Genomic DNA, 21,709 nt, shown 5'->3' with positions numbered 1-21,709 from the left:
CCGATCTCCCCCCTTGTGGGGGAGATGTCCGGCAGGACAGAGGGGGGTATCGCTCACCCCAAGCTCTCTGCCCGTCCTGCTCAGCCGACAAACCAGCCGGACGCGTTCCCATCTGCTACACCCGCTTCATCCGCTCGACCGCCATCAGCACCCGCTCCGGCGTCGCCGGGGCGTCGAGCCTCGGGCAGACTTTGTAGTTGGCGACGCTTGCCACGGCCATCGACAGCGCTTCTAGCACCGAGATCGCCAGCATCAAGGGTGGTTCGCCGACGGCCTTGGAGCGGCCGATGGTGGCCTCGGCGTTCTCGGACCATTCGGCAAGGCGCACGTTGAAGATCTTCGGGCGGTCGGAAGCGAGCGGGATCTTGTAGGTCGAGGGGGCATGGGTGCGCAGCCGGGCCTTGTCGTCCCACCAGAGCTCTTCCGTCGTCAGCCAGCCCAGGCCTTGGACGAAGGCACCTTCGACCTGGCCCATATCGATCGCCGGATTCAGGGAGCGGCCGACATCGTGGAGGATGTCGGTGCGGTCGATCAGATATTCGCCCGTCAGCGTGTCGATCGAAACCTCGGTGCAGGAGGCGCCGTAGGCGAAATAATAGAAGGGCGTGCCGCGGCCGGCTTTGCGGTCCCAGTGGATCTTCGGCGTCTTGTAGAAGCCGGCCGCGGAAAGCTGGACGCGGGCGAAATAGGCCTGCTTGATGAAATCGGGGAAGGCGATCTCGAACTCGCCGACGCGCACGCGGTTCGGCAGGAAGACGACGTCGGCAGGCCCAACATCCCATTTCTCGGCTGCAAAGGCGACCAGCCGTTCCTTGATCTGGCGGGCGGCGTCATAGGCGGCCATGCCGTTCAAGTCCGAGCCGGAGGAGGCGGCAGTGGCTGAGGTGTTTGGCACCTTGGCTGTCGTCGTCGCGGTGATCTTTACCCTGTGGATATCGACCTGGAAGCTGTCGGCCAGCACCTGCGCCACCTTGGTATAGAGGCCCTGGCCCATTTCGGTGCCGCCATGGTTCAGGTGGATCGAACCGTCCTGGTAGATGTGGACGAGGGCGCCTGCTTGGTTGAAGGCGGTCATGGTGAAAGAGATGCCGAATTTCACCGGCGTCAGCGCGATGCCCTTTCTTATGTAGCGGCTGTCGCGGTTGAAGGCGATGATGGCGTTGCGCCGCGCCCGGTATTCGGCCGTTTCCTCCAGCTCCTCGACGATGCGGGCGATGATATTGTCCTCAACCTCCTGATGGTAGGGGGTGAGCGTACGCCCGGAACCCGGCTGGCCGTAGAAATTCAGTTTGCGGACATCGAGCGGATCCTTGCCGACGGCATAGGCGATCTCCTCGATGAAGCGTTCGGCGCCGAGCATGCCCTGCGGCCCGCCGAAACCGCGAAAGGCGGTGTTGGAGACGGTGTGCGTCTTCAGCGGCTTCGAGGTCAGATGCACATGCGGATAGAAATAGCTGGAATCGGCATGGAAGAGGGCACGGTCGGTCACCGGCCCTGAGAGGTCGGAGGAGAAACCGCAGCGCGCCGCATAGGTGGCGTCTACCGCATGGATGCGGCCTTCGGCGTCGAAGCCGAGCTCATAATCAACGAGGAAATCGTGGCGCTTGCCGGTGGCGCTCATGTCTTCGTCGCGATCCGGGCGGAATTTGACGGCGCGGCCGAGCTTCTTGGCGGCGATCGCCGCAAGGGCTGCGAACTGATTGCCCTGCGTTTCCTTGCCGCCGAAGCCGCCGCCCATGCGGCGCACATTGACGGTCACGGCATTGGAGGGGATGTCGAGCACGTGGCCGACGATATGCTGGATCTCGCTCGGATGCTGCGTCGAGGACCAGACGGTGACCTCGTCGTCTTCGCCGGGGATCGCCACAGCGATATGGCCTTCGAGGTAGAAATGTTCCTGTCCGCCGATGCGCATCTGACCTTTCAGACGCATGGCGGCATTGCTCATTTCCGTGTCCGGCTCGCCGCGCCGCAGCGTCATCGGGGTGATGACCAGCGGGCTGCCATTGGCGAGCGCGCCGTCGATATCGCTCCAATGCGGCAGGTCGCGATAGTCGATCTTCGCCAGCAGCGCGGCGCGGCGGGCGGCATCACGCGTCTCGGCGATAACGGCAAAGATCGGCTGGCCATGAAACTGAACTAAAGTTTCGGCCAGCAGCGGCTCGTCATGGCTGCCGTTGGAGCTGACGTCGTTGACGCCCGGCACGTCCTTGCCGGTGAAGACCCAGACGACGCCGGGATGCGCGGCGACCGCGGAAAGGTCCATGCCGAGGATTTCGGCATGCGCCCGGCCGGAGAGGCCGAGGGCGCCATGCAGCAGACCTGCGGGTTCGGGTATATCGTCGATATAATCAGCGGTTCCGGTGACATGCTTATGCGCTGAATCATGCCGTAGCGAGCCGTGCATCGTGCCTGCGATGATAGGCTTGCGGTCTTCGAAGGTGGATTTGTCCATTAGCGGTGTCCTCCGCGAAGGGAGCGATGGGATGCAGTTACGCCGCACGCCCTCATTCCTGTGCCTGTCACAGGAATCCAGCCACCGCGCGTCTGCACGGTGAATGACTCATATGACGCGGAGGAAAGGTCTCCCGCGCCCGAAGACTCGGGCGCACTGGATTCCTGTGACAAGCACAGGAATGAGGGAGGGGAGGAGAACGCGACTGTTCCCATCAAAGCTTGCAGTCTGGGAGCGGAGGTCGATCTCTCCATCACGCCACCTCCTCAAACCGCTTCAGCTCCGCCGGCGCTCCAACCGTTTCCAGATAGAACCGCGTCAGTAGGTTCTTCGCCGTCAGTTGTCGGTATTCCGCCGTGGCGCGCCAATCGGTCAGCGGCTGGTAGTCGGCGTCGAAGGCGGGGCGGACCGCGTCGATCGTCGCTTCCGTCCATGGTTTGCCGATCAGCGCCGCCTCCACCGTGCGGGCGCGTTTCGGCGTTGCCGCCATGCCGCCGAAGGCGATGCGGATGTCGGTAACGATTTCGGCCTCGTCGAGCGTCAGCAGGAAGGCGCCGAGCACGGCAGTGATGTCCTCGTCGCGGCGCTTGGTGATCTTGTAGGCGGCAAAGCGGCTGGCGGCTGCCGGATAGGGCACGAAGACGCTCTCGACGAATTCGCCGGGTTTTCGGTCCTGCTTGCCATAGGCGATGAAGAAATCCTCGAGCGGCATTCTACGCTGGCCTTCCACGGACCGCAGCATAAGCGTCGCGCCGAGCGCGATCAGCGGCGGCGGGCTGTCGCCGATCGGCGAGCCGTTGGCGATGTTGCCGCCGATCGTGCCCATGTTGCGCACCTGGTCGCCGCCGATGCGGTCGATTAGTCGCCCAATCGCCGGGATTTTCTTGGAGATCGCCTCGAAGGCCTTGGTATAGCTGACGCCGGCGCCGATGGTGACGCCATCCTCGCCTTTCGTTACCGACTGCAATTCGCTCAAATGACTGATGAAGACGACCGGGCTCAGCCTGCGCATCTGCTTCGTCACCCAGAGGCCGACGTCCGTCGCGCCGGCGACGATAATTGCGTCGGGTTCCTGCGAGAGGACTTCTGCCAGTGCCTGCATCGAAGCCGGCACGATCAGCCGGTTTTCGCCATTCGCGATCCTGATCGTACCACTCGCCTGCATTGCCCAAAGCCGCGCGACGATTTCAGAGCGCGTCCGTTCCAGCGGATCGAAGAGCGTGCTCGGCCGCATCAGGCTCACCTGCTCGGCAGCCTTGACGATCGGCTCATAGCCCGTGCAGCGACAGAGATTGCCTTGCAGCGCCTTTTCGATTTCCTGGCGGCTCGGCTTTTCCTTGGCGAGCCAGAGGCCGTAAAGCGACATGACGAAGCCCGGGGTACAGAAGCCGCATTGCGAGCCATGACAATCGACCAATGCCTGCTGCACCGGATGCAGCGCGCCGTCCCTGCCGGCCAGATGCTCGACCGTTACCACATGGGTGGCGTGCAGCGAGCCCATGAAACGGATGCAGGCATTGACGGATTCATAGGCGAGCTTGCCGTCCGCCAGCCGGCCAACGAGTACGGTGCAGGCGCCGCAATCACCTTCCGCGCATCCTTCCTTGGTGCCCGTCAGTCGCCGCTTCAGCCGCAGAAAATCGAGAAGCGTCTCGGTCGGACCGACATCGGTGAGCGTGATGTCCTCGCCATTCAGGATGAAGCGGATGCTGTCGTTCATGATATTCCCGGTTGTTTTTCCAGATGGTTAAGCCGCCGTCCAGCCACCGTCAATCGAGATATGCGTTCCGGTCACCTGCCGGGCCGCATCGCTGGCGAGGTAGAGCGACAGCGCGCCGATCTCCTCGGCCTTGACGAATTCGTGCGTCGGCTGCGCCTTGAGGATGACTTCGCTCTTTACCTGTTCCTCGGTCATGCCACGCGCCTTGGCAGTATCCGGTATCTGCTTCTCGACGAGCGGCGTCAGCACGTAGCCGGGGCAGATGGCGTTCACGGTCACGCCGAATTCAGCAAGCTCGAGTGCTGCGGTCTTCGTCAAGCCTAATATACCATGTTTTGCCGCGACATAGGCGGATTTGAACGGGGAGGCGACGAGCCCGTGGGCCGAGGCGATGTTGATGATGCGGCCGTACTTTTTCGTCTTCATCAGCGGGATCGCGGCGCGCATGGTATGAAAGGAACTCGACAGATTGATCGCGATGATCTGATCCCATTTCTCGATCGGGAAATCCTCGATCTTCTCGACGTGCTGGATGCCGGCATTGTTGACCAGGACATCGACGCCGCCGAAGGTCTTCGCTGCCGTTTCGATCAGGTCGGCGATCTCGGCCGGCTTCGTCATGTCGGCCGGATGATAGATCGCCCGGCCTTTGGACAATGATTCAAGTCGGTCAACGATCGCGTTGATTTCATCAGCCTTTCCGAAACCATTGATGACGACGTTGTCGCCCGTTTCGGCGAAGGCAGTGGCGATCGCAAGGCCGATGCCGCTGGTGGAGCCGGTGACGACGACTGTTCTGCTCATGCTGTTCTCCCTGAAATCGCGATGCTGCGTTGCAGCGTTGACTGCGAGGTTATGCCCAAAGCCGGCGGGCTGGCAATTCCGCTTTATTCGCTTTTCTCGCCCGCATCCGTGTCCTATTGATTTGCTTCGACAATTGACATGCTGAGGGAGGGTTTGCATGAGCGGTTATGTTCTGGCGATCGATCAGGGAACGACGTCGACGCGGGCGATCGTCTTCGATGGCGACATGCATGTCGCCGGCAAGGGCCAGAAGGAATTCACCCAGACCTATCCGCGCTCAGGCTGGGTCGAGCACGATCCCGAGGAGATCTGGGATTCGGTCGTCTCCACCGTCAAGGCGGCGCTTCGCGATGCCGGGATCGAGGCTAGGGATATTGCCGCACTCGGCATCACCAACCAGCGCGAAACCGTCGTCGTCTGGGAGCGCGAAACGGGCCGCCCGATCCAGAATGCCATCGTCTGGCAGGACCGGCGCACGGCAAGCTATTGCGACAATCTGAAAAGGCAGGATCTCGAGCGGCTGTTCACGAAGAAGACCGGCCTCATCCTCGATCCCTATTTTTCCGGCACCAAGCTCTCCTGGATGCTCGCCAACGTGAAGGGCGCGCGGGCGCGCGCTGCCAGGGGCGATCTTTGCTTCGGCACGATCGACACCTTCCTGATCTGGCGGCTGACGGGTGGCACGAGCTTCGTCACCGATGCCACTAACGCCTCGCGCACGCTGATGTACAACATTGCCGAAAACGCGTGGGACGAGGATCTGCTCGAAATTCTGAGGGTCCCCGCCGCCATGCTGCCGGAGGTCAAGGATTGCGCAGCCGATTTCGGCACAGTCGATCCTGATATTTTCGGTGCTGCTATCCCGATTCTCGGCGTGGCCGGCGACCAGCAGGCAGCGACCATCGGCCAGGCGTGTTTTAGGCCGGGCATGATGAAATCGACCTACGGCACCGGCTGTTTCGCGCTGCTCAATACCGGCGCCGACATGGTGCGGTCCAAAAACCGGCTGCTGACCACCATCGCCTACCGCCTGAACGGCGAGACCACCTATGCGCTGGAAGGTTCGATCTTTATCGCCGGCGCCGCGGTGCAATGGCTGCGAGACGGGCTCGGCATCATCGGCAGCGCCGCCGAGACCAATGCCCTTGCCGAAAGGGCCGATCCGACCCAGGAGGTCTATCTCGTGCCCGCCTTCACCGGCCTCGGCGCACCGCATTGGGATGCTGCGGCGCGCGGCGCGATCTTCGGGCTGACGCGCAATAGCGGGCCGGCGGAACTCTCCCGGGCGGCACTGGAAGCTGTCTGCTACCAGACCCGCGACCTGCTCGACGCCATGCAAAAGGACTGGAAGAACGGCGCCGAGGACACAGTGCTGCGCGTAGATGGCGGCATGGTCGCCTCTAACTGGACGATGCAGCGCCTTGCCGACCTGCTCGATGCCCCGGTCGACCGCCCGGTCATTCTTGAGACGACGGCGCTGGGAGCCGCCTGGCTCGCCGGCAGCCGGGCAGGGGTGTGGCCGGACCGCGACGGTTTTTCGGCGACCTGGAAACGCGATCGGCGGTTCGAGCCCGAGATGGACGAGAAGGTGCGGGCGGCAAAGCTCAAGGGTTGGAAGAATGCGGTCAAGCGGACGCTGAGCGAGGGGTAAGGGGGCGGATGGAGCCGCGATATAACTCCGCTCGTTTCTGCGAGATACTCGGCTATTTCTGCAGCCACGGCGTTGCCGTGCTCGAGAAGATCACGAATTTCGCATCAATAATTTTTTGATGCGGCCTGTCGGGTAAGCGGTTACTCCTTCGTCATTTGGAAAGAGGAGTGAGCAATGCTTTATGCAATCCTTTGTTACGCCCATGAGGAAACCGTCTTCGCCTGGACCAAGGAGGAGGAGGCTGCCGTCATGGAGAAACTCTACGCCGTGCAGGAGCCGCTTGCCGCATCCGGCAAACTCGGCCCTGTCGGCCGGCTGATGCCGACCACGGCTGCGACCACAGTGCGCAAGGGCAAGGACGAGCCCTTGGTCATCGATGGGCCTTTTGCGGAAACGAAAGAGGCGCTTCTCGGCTTCTATGTGGTCGACTTTGAAACGCTCGACGAGGCGATCGCCTTCTCGAAGCAGCTTTCATCCGTCAATCCAGGTTCCACCTCTTACGAAATTCGGCCTTTCTACGTCTTCAGGCCGGGAGATGCTTCATCATGACAGACATTGCCTGGATCGACCACGCACTTGCCTCGGCCCGGCCAAAGGCCGTCGGCGCACTGCTGCGCTATTTCCGCAATCTCGATACAGCGGAAGAGGCGTTTCAGGAGGCGTGCCTGAGGGCGATCCGGACATGGCCGGAGAAAGGGCCGCCGCGTGATCCGACAGCCTGGCTCATCTTCGTCGGCCGCAACAGCGGCATCGACGCGGTGCGCAAGCGGGCAAAGATCCAGGCTCTGCCGGATGAAGACGTCATTTCCGATACCGAGGATGCCGAAAGCGATATCGCCGAGCGGCTGGACGATTCCAATTATCGCGACGATATCCTGCGGCTGCTGTTTATCTGCTGCCATCCCGATCTGCCGGCAACTCAGCAGATCGCGCTGGCGCTGCGTATCGTCTCCGGCCTTTCGGTGCCGCAGATCGCGCGTGCCTTCCTGGTTTCCGAAAGCGCCATGGAACAGCGCATCACCCGGGCCAAGGCGCGCGTCGCCAAGGCTGGTGTGCCTTTCGAAACGCCGAGCCCGCAGGAAAGAGCCGAACGGCTCTCGATCGTCAGCACGATGATTTACCTGATCTTCAACGAGGGCTACAGCCAGGCCGATCCCAGGCATGAGGCGGCTGCCTTCAGCGACGAAGCGATCCGGCTGGCGCGCTTGATGCTGCATATCTTCCCATCCGAACCGGAGCTGATGGGGCTACTTGCGCTCATGCTCCTGCAGATCTCGCGCCGGCCGGCGCGCTTCAATGCCGGAGACGAGATCGTGCTGCTCGAAGATCAGGACCGGTCGCTCTGGAACCAACCGCTCATCAATGAGGCGTTGGCGCTGCTCGACAAGGCGCTGCGCCATCGCAAGCCCGCTCCTTATCAGATTCAGGCAGCGATTGCCGCCGTTCACTCCCGCGCAATACGTGCCGAGGATACCGATTGGGTGGAGATCGATCTGCTCTATCGCGCGCTCGAGCGTCTCCAGCCGTCGCCTGTCATAACGCTGAACCGGGCCGTCGTCGTCTCCAAGCTCCAGGGTGCGCAGGATGCGCTCGACCTCATCGATCCGCTTGGCGAAAAACTCGGCGGCTATTTCTACTATCACGGCTTACGGGGCGGACTGCTGAAGCAGCTTGGCTTGACCAGCCAGGCGCGCGAGGCCTTCGACCGCGCCATTGCGCTGGCCCATTCGGCGGCTGAGGCAGCCCATATCCGCCGGCAGATCGACAAGATGCAGGAAGAGGCCACGCAGCCGATCGCAAAATAAAAATGCGAAAAGTCCGGCGCGTTGTCGGAACGACGAACTCTGACACGTCCTTGTAACAACCTGACAGGAAACAGGTTTCATTCAAATGGAGAGATGTCGAAATGGCCGCCACCACGCAACATGAACTCGTCATCGTTCGCGAATTCGACGCGCCGCGCGAGAAGATCTACAAAGCATGGACCGATCCTGATCTGATGAAGCAGTGGTTCGTGCCGCGTCCCTGGGGTGTGACGGAAGCAACGCTCGACGTCCGCCCCGGCGGTTCCAGCGTCGTTGTCATGCATGACCCCGAGGGCAATCAATACCCGAACCGCGGCGTCTATCTCGAGATCGTCGAGAACGAGAAGATCGTCTTCACCGATGCCTATACCAGCGCCTGGGTGCCTTCCGAGAAACCTTTCTTCACGGGCGTCATCCTGCTCGAAGATCTCGGCAACGGTCGCACGAAATATACGGCCAAGGCGCTGCACTGGCGCGCCGAGGACAAGGAAGCACACGAGAAGATGGGTTTCCACGAAGGATGGGGCAAGGCTGCGGACCAACTGGCGGAGCTGCTGGCGAAGATGTGAGCGGCGCGGTGAGGCGGCGCGGCGAGACCGCGTCGTCCTGACGCTTCAAGCAAGGTTTGAGGCGGTTCGAAAGATGATTCCGCCGGTGCTTCGAAGTCGTTGAATTCAGATTCGAATTGGTCTTCGATCGGTCTTTCAGATCGCCAAAGACCGCTATCGAGATTCTCGAACATTCCGTTCCAGAATTTGTATTTGCGCTGCATCCCCGGCATCCTTATCTCAGCCGAGAATTCAACAGGATGCCGATGATGGAACTGGGGCTTTACACATTCGCCGACGTCAATCCGAACCCCTCCCGCAGCAAGGGCGCGGAAGCGGCTGAGCGGCTGAAGCATCTTATCGAGGAAATCGAGCTTGCCGATCAGGTGGGGCTCGACGTCTTCGGCCTCGGCGAGCATCACCGGCCGGATTATGCAGCGTCTGCTCCGGCGGTCGTGCTGGCGGCGGCTGCCGTCAAGACCAGGAATATCCGGCTGACCAGTGCGGTCACCGTGCTCTCCTCCGATGATCCGGTGCGTGTCTTCCAGCAGTTTTCGACGCTCGATCTGATCTCCAACGGCCGGGCCGAAATCATGGCGGGGCGCGGCTCCTTCATCGAGTCCTTCCCGCTGTTCGGCTATAATCTCGAAGACTACGACCAGCTTTTCGAGGAGAAGCTCGATCTGCTGCTGGCGCTGCGCGACAGCGAGGTTGTGGAGTGGAAGGGCGAGCTTCGCGCGCCGATCAACGGGCGCGGCGTCTATCCCAGACCGCTGCAGGATACGTTGCCGCTCTGGGTCGCGGTCGGCGGTACGCCGCAGTCCGTGGCGCGCGCCGGCGCGCTGGGCCTGCCGGTGGCGCTGGCGATCATCGGCGGCGAGCCGCGCCGTTTTGCGCCGCTCTTCGATCTCTACCGCGAGGCCGCGCGCCGGGCAGGGCAGGATCAGTCAAAGTTGAAGACCAGCATCAACGTCCACGGCTTCATCGCCGACACGACGGCGGCAGCCGCCGACCAATTCTACGGGCCGCAGGCGGAGGTGATGAACCGCATCGGCCGCGAGCGCGGCTGGGGGCCGACCAACCGGGCGCATTTTGACATGTCGCGCGCGCCGAACGGCGCGCTCTTCGTCGGTGATCCCGAAGTGGTCGCCGAAAAGATCATCGCCCATCATGGGCTCTTCAAGAACGACCGCTTCCTGCTGCAGATGGCCATCGGCCTGATGCCGCATGCCGAGATCATGCGCGGCATCGAGCTTTACGGCACGAAAGTCGCGCCGATCGTCAGAAAGGCGTTGACTGATAGCAGCGAAGAGGCGAAAGCCACGGCTTCGAGCGCATAACGCCGAAAATCGGAATCGATTTTCGAAACGGAGTATGCGCAGATTCGAAGTGACAGAGCGTCCTTAGGGCTTCCTGTTGGAGGCGCGGCGCTCTAAGGCGGCCGCTGCCGCCCTGCGCAAGGCCGGAACAGACGAATGGTTATCGCAAACGACGACGAACTGACAAAGCTCAAGGAGATCGGCCGCATCTGCGCAAACGCCATTCAGGTGATGGCGGCGGCGATGGAGCCCGGAATGACGACGCTGGAGCTCGACCGGATCGGCCGCAAGGTGCTGGAGGAATCCGGGGCGCGTTCGGCGCCGGAGTTCTGCTACCAGTTTCCGGGCGCCACCTGCATCAGCATCAACGAAGAAATCGCCCACGGCATTCCCGGCCCGCGCGTCGTCCGCGCCGGCGACCTGATCAATATCGACGTCTCGGCTGAGAAGGACGGCTTCTTCGCCGATACCGGCGCCTCCTTCGCGGTGCCGCCGGTCAAGCCGAAGATCGAGCGGCTTTGCCGCGACGGCAAGCGGGCGCTCTGGGTCGGGCTCAACCAGGTCAAATCGGGCGAGCCGCTGGCAAAGATCGGCACCGCCGTCGGCGCCTTTGCACAGAAGAACCGCTATACGCTGGTCGCCAATCTGGCGAGCCACGGCGTTGGCCGCTCGCTGCATGAGGAGCCGGCCGAGCTCTCGACCTGGCCGGACCCTTCGGAAAAACGGATGATGACGGAAGGTCTCGTCTTCACCGTCGAGCCGTTTCTCTCGCTCGGCGCGACATGGGCCGAAGGCGGCGACGATGCCTGGACGCTCTATGCCGATCCGAAGGCGCCGACCGTGCAATACGAACACACGGTGGTCGCGACGAGCAATGGTCCGGTGATTTTGACCTTGCCGGACGAGCGGGCGTAAGACCGGCGCTGGACAATGAAGATGGCGGGAGCTGACTCCGTCTCAAATTCCGCCGTTCAGTCTTCGCCTCAGCCCCGCGTTCCCGGCCTGCCGCCTTGCGGGATTTCGGTGGCGGCGCGTTCGAGGATGCCGGCAATGCGGGCGGCTTCAAGTTTCGACCAGGGATAGCGCATCCTGAGCGCCGAGCGCAGCAGCATGCGGGCGGCGCGGATGTCGCCGCGGTCCTGCATGAAGTCGCCGCCATGGCCATCGTCGGCGCCGTGATGATCGGTTTCGAAGACGCGCTTCACATAGGCCATCTTCTCTCCGACGCGCTCGAGCCTGGCGAGCGTGAGCCGAGAATTTTGAAGTTTCGGGAAATTGATCGATCGATCAGAATTACTTGATTGTGATGCCGGTGCTGCGGCGCGATAAGCGCTGCATGCTCGTGCGCACCGGTCACTCCCCGCCGAATCTTGTCTCCACTGCCGCTGCCGGCGCCGTTGCCATGGCCGCTGCCATGGGCTTCGGGCGCTTCTCCTACACGCCGATCCTGCCCGGCATGATCAGCGGCGTGCCGCTTTCGGCAGCGGATGCAGGTTTTATCGCATCGGCAAATTTCGTCGGTTATCTCGTCGGCGCCGTGCTGGCCGCCTATGGCTGGGCAGCGGGGCGGGAGCGGCTGGTGGCGCTGCTGTCGCTGCTGGCAACCGCGATCCTGCTTGCCGCCATGGCTACCACCGATTCCGTCGCCGCCTTTGCCATCATTCGCTTCCTGGCGGGCATCGCCAGCGCTTTTGCAATGGTCTTCACCTCGTCGATCGTGCTCAGCCACGGGGCTGCTGCCGGCAACGATCATGTGCAGGCGGCGCATTTCGGCGGGCCAGGGGCGGGCATCGCGCTGTCCTCGGTCATGGTGTTTCTGATCGGCCTCGGCTTTCACGAGGGGCCGGGCGGCTGGCGCGCCGACTGGATCGGCGGGGCGCTTTATTGCGCGGCAAGCCTCGTCGTCGTTTTCCTGCTGCTGCCGTCGTCGCCGGCGCAATCGGCGCAGTCGGGCAAGGAGCCGGCGCTGGTCTGGAACCGGCCGATGGTGCTGCTGACGCTGTCCTATGGCCTGTTCGGCTTCGGCTACGTCATCACCGCGACCTTCCTTGTCACCATCGCACGTCTCTCTGCAACGGGACCCTTCGTCGAATTCCTCTGCTGGTTCATCGCCGGCCTGACGGCTGCGGTGGCGCTGTTTGCCTGGAAGCCGCTGGTCAAGCCGCTCGGGCTTGGGGGCGTCTATGTCGCGGCCCTTCTGGTCGAGGCAGCCGGTGTGCTTGCGACGGTGGCGCTACCGCCTTCCGTTGCACCGCTGATCGGCGGGGCGCTGTTCGGGGCAACGTTCCTGGCGATTACTGCTTTTGGGCTGCAGATCGGCCGCAAGCTTTCGCCTGCGAGCCCGCGGCGGATTCTGGCGATGATGACGGCCGCCTTCGGTGTCGGCCAGATCGTCGGGCCTGTTGTTGCCGGCTGGATCGCCGAGCGCACGGGCAGCTTCACCATGCCCACGGTGATCGCCGCCGTGGCACTCGTCGCCTGCGCAGCGCTCGTGATGCCGGTGATCAAGAAAATCGCCTAACCGGTTACATCTCCGTAACAATCGGCTGAACCCATTGCTGCTTCCTTGGAACTGCCTTAGTTTCCGGCACAATCAGTGTTGACGACACGCCCGAGACTCACAGTTCAGGAAAGCAAAGCCCCCGTGTTTCATTCGTTTTTCCCCCGACCGAAGCTGTTTTTTACGTCCGCGGTCGTATGGACGCTCGCCTGCGTTTTCTTTTGGTATTTCGCGGGCATTGGCCTTTTGACCAATCTTGGCTTTCCTCCGCTGCCGGAGGATGCGCAGCCGGTCGGAGCCGCGTTCTTTGTCGCACCCGCCAATCTGTCATTTTATCTATTTTTCATACTTTGCTCCGCTTTGTTCTGCGGTGTATGGCACGTCCTCGCCCACGCGCACCCTTGGAAAATATGGTCGGTCTGGGGATCGGCGCTGATCATTTTCATTACGTATTTCGGCGTTCAGATGGATGTGGCAATTAATGTTTGGCGAGGACCTTTCTTTGACCTTCTTCAAAATGCACTTGCCGGAAAACCGGGTATCACCAATGAGAATTTCTATTATTTGATCTTGAAGTTCTTGGAGATCGGTACGGTGGGCGTGATTGTGTCCGTGGTGTCTGCATTTCTCATCAACCACTATGTGTTGAGATGGCGCGTGGCGATGAACGATTTCTACATGTCGAAGTGGCAGAAACTTCGTCATATCGAAGGAGCGTCGCAACGTGTCCAGGAAGACACGATGCGGTTTGCAAACATCATCGAAGGCCTCGGCGTCAGCCTCATCGGCTCGGTCATGACGCTTATCGTCTTCCTGCCAATCCTGTCAGCGTTATCGGCCCATGTAACCGATCTTCCAATCCTTGGCGCGGTTCCGAATTCCCTCGTCTGGCTCGCGCTTGGTTGGTCGGTTTTAGGCACCGTTCTCCTGGCTGTTGTCGGCGTAAAACTGCCAGGATTGAATTTTCGCAACCAACGTGTTGAGGCGGCTTATCGCAAAGAACTCGTCTACGGCGAAGATCATGAAGATAGAGCCCAACCGGTAACCGTCGCCGAGTTGTTCTCGAACGTCAGGCGAAACTATTTCCGTATGTATTTTCACTATCTTTATTTCAATGTTGCACGTTATTCATACGGGCAGCTTGATGCGATATTTCTTTATTTCGTTTTGGTGCCGACTTTCGTCGCGCATAAGATCACGCTTGGGATATGGCAGCAGATTGCTACGGCTTTTGGCCAGGTCAGCAATTCGTTCCAATACCTCGTCAGTTCCTGGACGACGATCATCGAACTACTCTCCATCCACAAACGCCTCCAGGCCTTCGAAGCGGCAATCGACGACGAACCGCTGCCTGAGATCGACCAGCGCTATCTGGAGCGTGAGGCGGGTGTTGTTCACGCCGACGGCTGATGGAGCGGGGCTTGCCCAGATGGAGAAGGGCAGGTTGGGGATTTTAATGTGGTAGGTTGAAAAGGTCTCGCGTGCGGCCCCCTCATCCGCCTGCCGGCACCTTCTTCCCGCCGGGGAGAAGAGACTTGCCGCAACGTCTCGATTCCCTCTTCTCCCCAGCGGGGAGAAGGTGCCCGATAGGGCGGATGAGGGGCGACACGGCACGCCGTCTCATCCAATCGGACCTAGAAACACCTTGCAGTCTTGGTAGCCGCCGCCGTCAGAGGCCTGACGTCTGCAATTTCCCGCGTGCCTCGATCATCGGGATCGCTTCCGAATAGCTGACGCAGGCCACATCCGTTCGGTGGCAGACGTCGCTGACCAGTCGGTCGAGGGCGCGCCAGTAGGCGCCGCCGTTCATTTCGACGAAGTGGAAGCCGAGTTGCAGCGGGATGCGGGCGCCGGTATATTGCTTGTCGAAAGCCTCGTTGAAGGCGGCATAGGCGCGCTCCTCGAATTCCGCGGAATCGGCCGTATCCTCCTCACCCTTGGAATGGCGGACGAAGAGATTGTAGTCCATGCCGATGATCGGCTTGTCGTTCGGGCCTTCGGGGATCAGCGGCAGGCCGAAGCGGATGATGCCGTCTTCCTCGACAGGCATTGCCGGTCCCTTGGTGACGAGGCTCGCATCATAGGTGAAGCCCGCCTTCTTTTCGGCGGTGATCATATCGGCGCCAGCCGTCGCGGAGAGGTAGGGCGCGCGAAAGCCCTTAATGCCGTGATCGACCAGATCCTGCCAGCCGGTCGGTTCTTCGAGATCGACGCTCTTCCAGGCGTTTTTCAATGTCGCATGAAAGGTGGCGTACTCGGCCGACCAGTCGGCCTCGCTCCAGAGGCGGCCGTCGAAATGGCCGCAGGCATGGCTCGATATGTCATGTCCTTCGAGATGGGCGTGCCAGATATTGCCGAGGCGCTCGCGGATCTCGTCGTCGCTCTGGGCGAAGCCGACATTGGATTTTCCGCGTTTCTGGTGCGGCGCCTGATAGGCCTTGTTCGCCGCCTCGTTCATCAGGAAAGTGCAGGAGAGAAAATAGGTGAAGTGGGCGCCGTTTTTCGCCGCCATCTCGCGGCTCTTCAGCCACAGCGCGTTGTCGTGGGCGCCGTCGAAGGAAATGATGACGAGCTGTTTCGGCCGGTCGGCCGCCTCTGCAATTGCCGGAACGAGGAGCGAAACAGAAAGGCAGGCGGAGAAGAGGGAACGAGACATGGGCACCGCGACAATTTGTTCGCGGTTTCCCTCCGACAGAATTGCGGCGAAGCTGCGGTCGCGCTGGCATTTTTTCGCGCCAGCCGGTAAGCCATGACAAACGGCACGGAAGGGATCCGCAATGACATTGCTTATCGTCGGCATCATACTTTTCCTCGGGGTGCATCTGGTGCGGGTGCTGGTGCCGGACTTTCGCCGTTCGATGATCGCAAGCCTCGGCGAGAAGGGCTGGCGGGCGGCCTATTCGATTGCCAGCATCGCCACGCTGATCCTGTTGATCTACGGCTTCGGGCAGGCGCGGCAGGTGACCGGAACGCTTTACAATCCACCGGTCTGGATGGCGCATATAGCAATCACGCTGATGCTGATCGCTATGATCTGTCTCGTCGCCTCGCTGCTGCCGGCGGGGCATATCGCGACCAAGACCAAACATCCGATGGTGCTGTCGGTGAAGATCTGGGCACTGGCGCACCTGCTCGCCAATGGCGAGACGTCGTCGGTTCTGCTGTTTGCCGCCTTTCTCGCCTGGGGCGTTATCCTGCGCATTTCCTTGAAGCGGCGGCAGCGGGCGGGCGAGATCACGCTCCGACCGTTCGTCTCGGCCAAATACGACCTCTATGCCATCATCATCGGCATCGTCGTCTGGGCGCTGATCATCTGGAAGCTGCACGAATGGTTGATCGGCGTTTCGCCGCTCGTCATCTGACGAATCTTTCACATCCCCCTTACAACGGCTGCAAAATGGAGTAGAAGGCCCGACAATATGCGTTTTGCATGGTGTATGGGTATTCCGCGGCCGGAGACGAGAATGGCATTCAACGACGACAGCTTCATCCGTGAAGTCAATGAGGAATTGCGGTCTGACCAGATGAAGGGCGTCTGGCGCCGGTTCGGCCGCTATATCGTCGTCGTCGCCATCCTGATCGTCGTCGGTACCGCCGGCAAGGTTCTCTACGACTATTGGGACGACAACCGCTCCTCCGGCACCGGCGACCAGTTTCTGGCGGCAATGAAGCTAGCCGACGAGAACAAGAACGACGAGGCGCTGGCCGCGCTCGACAAGCTTGAGAAGGAAGGCCATGGTGCCTACCCGGTGCTGGCGCGCATGCGGGCCGCGACCGTTCAGGTGCAGAAGGGTGATACCGCCGCGGCAATCGCCGCCTTCAACGAGATCGGCAAGGACAATGCCATTCCGGCTGCCGTGCGCGATGCCGCCAAGATGCGCGCCGGCTGGCTGCTCATCGAGAACGGCACTTACGAACAGGTTTCGGCGGCGATCGAGGAAATGGCCGTTCCGGGCAACGCCTTCCGTCATTCGGCGCGCGAGGCACTCGGCCTTGCCGCTTACAAAGCCGGCAACATGGCGCAGGCGCGGCAGTGGTTCCAGTCGATCGTCGACGATACCGACAGCCCACGCAATGTTGCCAATCGCGCCCATATGATGCTTGATCTGATTACCGCATCCGGCAAGGCGCCCGCCGCTCAGGGCTGATCGCGTTAAGGACAAGATATGAGTTTCACGGTCGCGATCGTCGGTCGTCCGAATGTCGGCAAGTCGACACTTTTCAACCGGCTGGTAGGCAAGAAGCTGGCGCTTGTCGATGACACGCCGGGTGTTACCCGCGACCGCCGGCCGGGCGATGCGCGGCTGATGGGCCTGACCTTCACGATCATCGACACGGCTGGTCTGGAAGAGGCCGACGCGGAAAGCCTGCAGGGCCGGATGCGGGCGCAGACCGAAGCGGCGATCGACGAGGCGGATCTTTCGCTTTTCGTCGTCGACGCCAAGAGCGGATTGACGCCCGTCGATACCGACCTTGCCGAAATGCTGCGCCGGCGCGGCAAGCCGGTGGTGCTTGTCGCCAACAAATCCGAAGCGCGCGGCTCCGACAGCGGCTTCTATGACGCCTATACGCTCGGCCTCGGCGAGCCGACGCCGATTTCGGCAGAACACGGGCAGGGCATGCTCGACCTGCGCGATGCGATCGTCGCGGCGATCGGCGAGGACCGTGCCTATCCCGAGAAAGAGGATGTGGCGGTTACCGACGTCGACATTCCGCAATCATCAGACGAGGGCGACGAGGACGAAGAGCCGACCTATGACGAGACGAAGCCGCTCAGAGTGGCGATCGTCGGCCGGCCGAATGCCGGCAAGTCGACGCTGATCAATCGCTTCCTCGGCGAGGACCGGCTTTTGACCGGGCCGGAGGCAGGCATCACTCGCGATTCCATCTCGGTCGAATGGGATTGGCGCGGCCGCACCATCAAGATGTTCGATACGGCCGGCATGCGCCGCAAGGCGCGGGTGATCGAGAAGCTGGAGAAGCTTTCGGTCGCCGACGCATTGCGCGCCATCCGCTTCGCCGAAACCGTCGTTATCGTCTTCGATGCGACGATCCCCTTCGAGAAGCAGGACCTGCAGATCGTCGACCTGGTGTTGCGCGAGGGGCGTGCCGCCGTGCTCGCCTTCAACAAGTGGGACATGATCGAAGATCGGCAGGCGGTGCTTGCGGATCTGCGCGAAAAGACCGACCGGCTGCTGCCGCAGGCGCGGGGCATTCGTGCCGTGCCGATTTCCGGCCAGACCGGCTGGGGGCTCGACAAGCTCATGCAGTCGATCATCGATACCGACAAGGTCTGGAACAAGCGCATCTCGACGGCGCGGCTCAACCGCTGGCTGGAGACGCAGCAGATCCAGCATCCGCCACCGGCCGTTTCCGGCCGCCGCATCAAGCTGAAATATATGACGCAGGTGAAGGCCCGTCCGCCGGCTTTCATGATCTCCTGCACCCGGTCGGATGCGCTGCCGGAATCCTATACGCGCTATCTGATCAATGGCTTGCGCGCGGATTTCGACATGCCGAGCGTGCCGATCCGCATCCATTTCCGCTCGCCTGACAATCCGTTCGAAGGCAAGAAGAGGCGGACGTAGGGTTCAGGGGCTTCGTAGTGGGAACACCCCCTCTGCCCTGCCGGGCATCTCCTCCACAAGGGGGAGATCGGATGGGCGTTAAGGCTTCCCAAAACAACTACACTTGGCCATTGGAATATCGACAGAGAGGGACGAAGCGTTCGCCTCCTGCTGATCTCCCCACCTGTGGGGGAGATGCCCGGCAGGGCAGAGGGGGTACCACAAGCACTCTGATACCCAGTCCGGTTAGCAGCTAAGCCACGCTTCGATTCAGCGCCTCACGCAGCGCCACGATTTCGGCCTGGAGGCGCGTGAGGTCGACTGCGTCGCGACCGCTGGCAGCGGCGATGCAACCCGGGATGCCGATCGCCTTTTCCTTCAGGCCAATGCCTTCTTCGCTCAAGCGGACGATGACGACGCGTTCGTCGTCCTTGCTGCGTTCGCGTCTGACATAACCTGCGGTTTCCAGGCGTTTGAGCAAAGGGGTCAGCGTGCTCGATTCCAGGAAGAGCTTTTCACCGAGGCCACCGACGGTCTGGCCGTCCTGCTCCCAGAGAGAAACCATCGCCAGATATTGCGGATAGGTGAGACCCAACGTATCGAGCAGCGGCTTGTAGACGCGGTTCAGTGCGTGGCTTGCCGTATAGACGGCGAAGCAGATGAAATTGTCGAGCTTCAGCTGATCCTGCATGGGGTATCTCCAGAACTGATGGAAGTTATATCGTGCAATAAATAATCGTAAGCGATTTTTATGCATGGCTGCTATGCGCAAATTTAAATTGTCCTATAAATAATCGTGCGCGATATAAAAACGGTATTCAGGACGAACATCGAACCCGAGAGGACAAGACAATGTCGACCATCAAGACCGCAGTTTCCGCAGCAGCACTCCTGGCAGCTTCCTCCGTCGGCGCGCTTGCCGATTCGGTACTCGAACCGACAACGCAGAAATTCATCGACGGGCTTGCCGGCGGTAAGCCGATCTACACGCTGTCGCCGGCCGATGCCCGCAATGTTCTGGCGGGCGCGCAGAAGGGCGACGTGAAGAAGCTTGCCGCCCAGGAAGAGGACAGGGTCATCAAGGCCGGTCCGACAGGCAGCATCAAGCTGCGCATCCTCCGCCCGGAACATGCCAAGGGCACGCTGCCGGTCATTCTCTATTTCCATGGCGGCGGCTGGGTGTTGGGCGATGCCGATACACATGACCGGCTGGTGCGCGAGATCGCCAACGGCGCCGATGCCGCCGTCGTCTTCGTTGACTACGAGCGCTCGCCGGAAGCCCGCTATCCCGTTGCCATCGAGCAGGCCTATGCCGCGACCAAATATGTCGCCGAACATGCCAAGGAGTTCAAGGTCGATGCCTCCAGGCTCGCTGTCGCAGGCGACAGCGTCGGCGGCAACATGGCGGCGGTGGTAACGCTGCTTGCCAAGGAGCGTGGCGGTCCTGCCATCGACCAGCAGGTGCTGTTCTACCCCGTCACCGACGCCAATTTCAACAATGGTTCCTACAATGAGTTCGCTGATGGCCCGTGGTTGACGAAGGAAGCGATGAAGTGGTTCTGGAACGCCTATCTACCCGATGAAGCCAAGCGCAACGAGCCGACGGCCTCACCGCTGCAGGCGTCGCTGGAGCAGTTGAACGGGTTGCCGCCGGCGCTGGTCATCGTCGACGAGAACGACGTGCTGCGTGACGAAGGCGAGGCCTATGCCCGCAAGCTCAGCCAGGCCGGTGTCCGCGTCACGTCGATGCGCTATAACGGCACGATCCACGATTTCGTGCTGCTGAACGCCATTGCCGAAACGCCTGCCACGCGCAGCGCGATTGCGGTCGCCAATGACACGCTTCGCAGCGCTCTTCACAAGTAAAAACCAATCAGTCTGCGGATGGGACAGGCCCGGCGGTTTCGCCGGGCTTTCTGCTTCTTGGAAGCGACTTGGTGGCAAATTGCCAGGCTCTCTTCCATTTCGGCGTGATGACGCCGTTGGCGGCGCGAATATTGTTGATGAACTGCAGCGTCGCAGCTTCCCAGGAATATTGCATGGCGAGCTCGCGCGCCTTGTCTCGGGAGGCGGAAAGGGCGGCAAGGCATGCGGCCTGCAGATTCTGGTCGAGCGCCCCGACTTCGCTATCCTCGCCGATGATGTCGAGCGGGCCGGTGACCGGATAGGCTGCGACCGGCACGCCTGATGCCAGCGCTTCAAGGATGGTGTTGCCGAAGGTGTCGGTGAGCGAGGGAAAGACGAAGACGTCGGCCTGAGCATAGGTTTTCGCCAGATCCTCGCCGAACTGTACGCCGGTGAAGAAGACGTCCGGATATTGCTTCTCGAGTTCGGCGCGCGCCGGGCCGTCGCCGACGACGACTTTGGAACCCGGCAGGTCGAGATCCAGGAAGGCCGGCAGGTTCTTTTCCAACGCCACGCGACCGACCGTCATGAAGATCGGACGAGGGAGGCCGAAGGGCTCGTCTTCAAGCGGCATGGGGTGGAACTGCGTGGCATCAATGCCGCGGGTCCAGGGCATCAGATTCTTGATGCCGCGCGCCGATAGCTCGCGGGCAAGGCTCGGTGTCGCCACCATACAGCCGGCGCCGCCATTGTGGAACCAGCGCACGAAGGCGTAGAGCCAGCTCTGCGGGATCGGCAAGCGGGCGGAAACATACTCCGGAAAGCGGGTGTGATAGCTGGTCGAGAAGGGCATGCGCTTGCGCAGGCACCAGCGGCGGGCGGTCAGCCCCAGTGGGCCTTCGGTGGCGATATGCACGTAAGAGGGATTGTGCTTTTCGATCTCGCGGGCGATGCGGCGGTAATTGGCGATCGACAGGCGGATCTCAGGATAGGTCGGGCAGGGGATGCTGTTGAAGCGCTCCGGCGTCACCATGGAAACCTCGACGCCCATCTTCGCCAGTTCGCGGTTGGTGTTCTCGATCGAGCGCACGACGCCGTTGACCTGCGGGTGCCAGGCATCGGTGACGATCACCAGCCTCTCAGGCAGGTTCCCGGCGGCTGCGGCATTGGCCCAGCTCTCGCCGCTATAAGTGTTTGTCGGACGTTGCAGCATGTCACGATTTCCATCCGCGTCGCAGTGATATGCCAACGCTCAACCCCTCAGCGGGGTTCCGGAACGGCGATTCCCGCTTGCTTATTTTGAGGCATGACCATGATGGAAATATTACAGCCCATATTGCAAGGATTGCAGGGCTTTCGGCGGCCTGATCGCCCCGATTATGTCAGTGGCTGGCAGTTTCTCATTTGAAAGAAGAAGGTCACGGCGCCGGTCGTGGACCGGCGCCGCCTGGGAGGTCAAGCTGCAGCGGAAGCCGAGCTTGCGGTCGGAACTTCC

18 protein-coding genes and 1 pseudogene are annotated in these 21,709 nt (G+C 61.6%); 12 read left to right on the top strand and 7 right to left on the bottom strand.

The annotated features are described in order from the left end of the window. Positions 1-115 precede the first annotated feature (115 nt). The 3 genes from xdhB to FY112_RS23335 all read right to left on the bottom strand — a co-directional run bounded on the left by xdhB (position 116) and on the right by FY112_RS23335 (position 4,979). Positions 116-2,455, bottom strand: a complete 2,340-nt coding sequence (xdhB, locus tag FY112_RS23350) for a xanthine dehydrogenase molybdopterin binding subunit (RefSeq protein WP_151519379.1) — start codon at positions 2,453-2,455, stop codon at positions 116-118. 253 nt (positions 2,456-2,708) lie between these two features. Continuing rightward, positions 2,709-4,175, bottom strand: a complete 1,467-nt coding sequence (gene xdhA, locus FY112_RS23340) for a xanthine dehydrogenase small subunit (RefSeq protein WP_131709509.1) — start codon at positions 4,173-4,175, stop codon at positions 2,709-2,711. 27 nt (positions 4,176-4,202) lie between these two features. After that, on the bottom strand, positions 4,203-4,979 hold the full coding sequence (locus FY112_RS23335) for a 3-hydroxybutyrate dehydrogenase (protein WP_131709508.1): 777 nt from the start codon (positions 4,977-4,979) through the stop codon (positions 4,203-4,205). A 157-nt stretch (positions 4,980-5,136) separates the two neighbouring features. Between FY112_RS23335 and glpK the strand changes: the two genes are divergently transcribed. The 6 genes from glpK to map all read left to right on the top strand — a co-directional run bounded on the left by glpK (position 5,137) and on the right by map (position 11,217). Next, positions 5,137-6,630 carry a glycerol kinase GlpK gene (glpK, locus tag FY112_RS23330; RefSeq protein WP_131709507.1) on the top strand — a complete coding sequence of 498 codons (1,494 nt, stop codon included), beginning with the start codon at positions 5,137-5,139 and terminating at the stop codon, positions 6,628-6,630. A gap of 174 nt (positions 6,631-6,804) precedes the next feature. Beyond that, positions 6,805-7,179, top strand: coding sequence for a YciI family protein (locus tag FY112_RS23325; protein ID WP_003561490.1), 375 nt, complete (start codon positions 6,805-6,807; stop codon positions 7,177-7,179). Further along, the gene (locus FY112_RS23320) at positions 7,176-8,435 is read left to right on the top strand and encodes an RNA polymerase sigma factor (protein WP_131709506.1); all 1,260 of its coding nucleotides are present in this window, start codon (positions 7,176-7,178) and stop codon (positions 8,433-8,435) included. The genes FY112_RS23325 and FY112_RS23320 overlap by 4 nt, the downstream gene beginning before the upstream one ends. Before the next feature lie 101 nt (positions 8,436-8,536). Further along, positions 8,537-9,004: an SRPBCC family protein gene (locus tag FY112_RS23315; protein ID WP_131709505.1), complete on the top strand. Its 468-nt coding sequence runs from the start codon at positions 8,537-8,539 to the stop codon at positions 9,002-9,004. A gap of 248 nt (positions 9,005-9,252) precedes the next feature. Beyond that, entirely contained in the window at positions 9,253-10,323 is a 1,071-nt protein-coding gene (locus tag FY112_RS23310) for an LLM class flavin-dependent oxidoreductase (protein WP_131709528.1), read from the top strand. A 135-nt stretch (positions 10,324-10,458) separates the two neighbouring features. Then, on the top strand, positions 10,459-11,217 hold the full coding sequence (gene map / locus FY112_RS23305) for a type I methionyl aminopeptidase (RefSeq protein WP_151519378.1): 759 nt from the start codon (positions 10,459-10,461) through the stop codon (positions 11,215-11,217). A 68-nt stretch (positions 11,218-11,285) separates the two neighbouring features. On the opposite strand, the pseudogene FY112_RS23300 reads toward map, so the two are convergent. Continuing rightward, positions 11,286-11,543: pseudogene (locus FY112_RS23300) on the bottom strand (PadR family transcriptional regulator); the annotation flags it as partial. A gap of 95 nt (positions 11,544-11,638) precedes the next feature. Here FY112_RS23300 and FY112_RS23295 point away from each other — a divergent pair. Then, complete coding sequence (locus FY112_RS23295) at positions 11,639-12,823, top strand: YbfB/YjiJ family MFS transporter (protein ID WP_181018269.1); 1,185 nt, start codon at positions 11,639-11,641, stop codon at positions 12,821-12,823. A gap of 123 nt (positions 12,824-12,946) precedes the next feature. After that, positions 12,947-14,212, top strand: coding sequence for a peptide antibiotic transporter SbmA (gene sbmA / locus FY112_RS23290; protein WP_131629716.1), 1,266 nt, complete (start codon positions 12,947-12,949; stop codon positions 14,210-14,212). Positions 14,213-14,471: 259 nt separating this feature from the next. Here sbmA and FY112_RS23285 read toward each other — a convergent pair whose 3' ends face one another. Next, entirely contained in the window at positions 14,472-15,458 is a 987-nt protein-coding gene (locus FY112_RS23285) for a polysaccharide deacetylase (protein ID WP_151519377.1), read from the bottom strand. Positions 15,459-15,579: 121 nt separating this feature from the next. Here FY112_RS23285 and FY112_RS23280 point away from each other — a divergent pair, with 121 nt between their 5' ends. The 3 genes from FY112_RS23280 (at position 15,580) to der (ending at position 18,390) form a co-directional block, all read left to right on the top strand. Continuing rightward, positions 15,580-16,164, top strand: a complete 585-nt coding sequence (locus tag FY112_RS23280; RefSeq protein ID WP_017961554.1) for an NnrU family protein — start codon at positions 15,580-15,582, stop codon at positions 16,162-16,164. A 102-nt stretch (positions 16,165-16,266) separates the two neighbouring features. Beyond that, positions 16,267-16,950: a tetratricopeptide repeat protein gene (locus tag FY112_RS23275; protein ID WP_131619631.1), complete on the top strand. Its 684-nt coding sequence runs from the start codon at positions 16,267-16,269 to the stop codon at positions 16,948-16,950. An 18-nt stretch (positions 16,951-16,968) separates the two neighbouring features. Continuing rightward, complete coding sequence (gene der / locus FY112_RS23270) at positions 16,969-18,390, top strand: ribosome biogenesis GTPase Der (RefSeq protein ID WP_131619632.1); 1,422 nt, start codon at positions 16,969-16,971, stop codon at positions 18,388-18,390. Between the two features lie 232 nt (positions 18,391-18,622). Here der and FY112_RS23265 read toward each other — a convergent pair whose 3' ends face one another. Continuing rightward, positions 18,623-19,060 carry a MarR family transcriptional regulator gene (locus FY112_RS23265; protein WP_131645151.1) on the bottom strand — a complete coding sequence of 146 codons (438 nt, stop codon included), beginning with the start codon at positions 19,058-19,060 and terminating at the stop codon, positions 18,623-18,625. 161 nt (positions 19,061-19,221) lie between these two features. Between FY112_RS23265 and FY112_RS23260 the strand changes: the two genes are divergently transcribed. Continuing rightward, positions 19,222-20,235 carry an alpha/beta hydrolase gene (locus tag FY112_RS23260; protein ID WP_131629712.1) on the top strand — a complete coding sequence of 338 codons (1,014 nt, stop codon included), beginning with the start codon at positions 19,222-19,224 and terminating at the stop codon, positions 20,233-20,235. 7 nt (positions 20,236-20,242) lie between these two features. Here the strand turns inward: FY112_RS23260 and FY112_RS23255 are convergent, their stop codons facing one another. Next, positions 20,243-21,427 (bottom strand): glycosyltransferase family 1 protein, encoded by a 1,185-nt coding sequence (locus FY112_RS23255; RefSeq protein WP_131619635.1) that lies wholly within the window; start codon positions 21,425-21,427, stop codon positions 20,243-20,245. Between the last annotated feature and the right edge of the window lie 282 nt (positions 21,428-21,709).

Origin of the sequence: Rhizobium sp. PEPV16 (assembly GCF_008919455.1) — a bacterium.
GTDB lineage: Bacteria > Pseudomonadota > Alphaproteobacteria > Rhizobiales > Rhizobiaceae > Rhizobium > Rhizobium leguminosarum_Q.
This window is presented reverse-complemented; position numbering and strand designations above follow the sequence as displayed.

Excerpts from the sequence above, each read along its gene's own strand:
- xdhB (WP_151519379.1), bottom strand. The coding sequence starts at position 2,455 with ATGGACAAATCCACCTTCGAAGACCGCAAGCCTATCATCGCAGGCACG.
- xdhA (WP_131709509.1), bottom strand. The coding sequence starts at position 4,175 with ATGAACGACAGCATCCGCTTCATCCTGAATGGCGAGGACATCACGCTC.
- FY112_RS23335 (WP_131709508.1), bottom strand. The coding sequence starts at position 4,979 with ATGAGCAGAACAGTCGTCGTCACCGGCTCCACCAGCGGCATCGGCCTT.
- glpK (WP_131709507.1), top strand. The coding sequence starts at position 5,137 with ATGAGCGGTTATGTTCTGGCGATCGATCAGGGAACGACGTCGACGCGG.
- FY112_RS23325 (WP_003561490.1), top strand. The coding sequence starts at position 6,805 with ATGCTTTATGCAATCCTTTGTTACGCCCATGAGGAAACCGTCTTCGCC.
- FY112_RS23320 (WP_131709506.1), top strand. The coding sequence starts at position 7,176 with ATGACAGACATTGCCTGGATCGACCACGCACTTGCCTCGGCCCGGCCA.
- FY112_RS23315 (WP_131709505.1), top strand. The coding sequence starts at position 8,537 with ATGGCCGCCACCACGCAACATGAACTCGTCATCGTTCGCGAATTCGAC.
- FY112_RS23310 (WP_131709528.1), top strand. The coding sequence starts at position 9,253 with ATGGAACTGGGGCTTTACACATTCGCCGACGTCAATCCGAACCCCTCC.
- map (WP_151519378.1), top strand. The coding sequence starts at position 10,459 with ATGGTTATCGCAAACGACGACGAACTGACAAAGCTCAAGGAGATCGGC.
- FY112_RS23295 (WP_181018269.1), top strand. The coding sequence starts at position 11,639 with ATGCTCGTGCGCACCGGTCACTCCCCGCCGAATCTTGTCTCCACTGCC.
- FY112_RS23285 (WP_151519377.1), bottom strand. The coding sequence starts at position 15,458 with ATGTCTCGTTCCCTCTTCTCCGCCTGCCTTTCTGTTTCGCTCCTCGTT.
- FY112_RS23280 (WP_017961554.1), top strand. The coding sequence starts at position 15,580 with ATGACATTGCTTATCGTCGGCATCATACTTTTCCTCGGGGTGCATCTG.
- FY112_RS23275 (WP_131619631.1), top strand. The coding sequence starts at position 16,267 with ATGGCATTCAACGACGACAGCTTCATCCGTGAAGTCAATGAGGAATTG.
- der (WP_131619632.1), top strand. The coding sequence starts at position 16,969 with ATGAGTTTCACGGTCGCGATCGTCGGTCGTCCGAATGTCGGCAAGTCG.
- FY112_RS23265 (WP_131645151.1), bottom strand. The coding sequence starts at position 19,060 with ATGCAGGATCAGCTGAAGCTCGACAATTTCATCTGCTTCGCCGTCTAT.
- FY112_RS23260 (WP_131629712.1), top strand. The coding sequence starts at position 19,222 with ATGTCGACCATCAAGACCGCAGTTTCCGCAGCAGCACTCCTGGCAGCT.
- FY112_RS23255 (WP_131619635.1), bottom strand. The coding sequence starts at position 21,427 with ATGCTGCAACGTCCGACAAACACTTATAGCGGCGAGAGCTGGGCCAAT.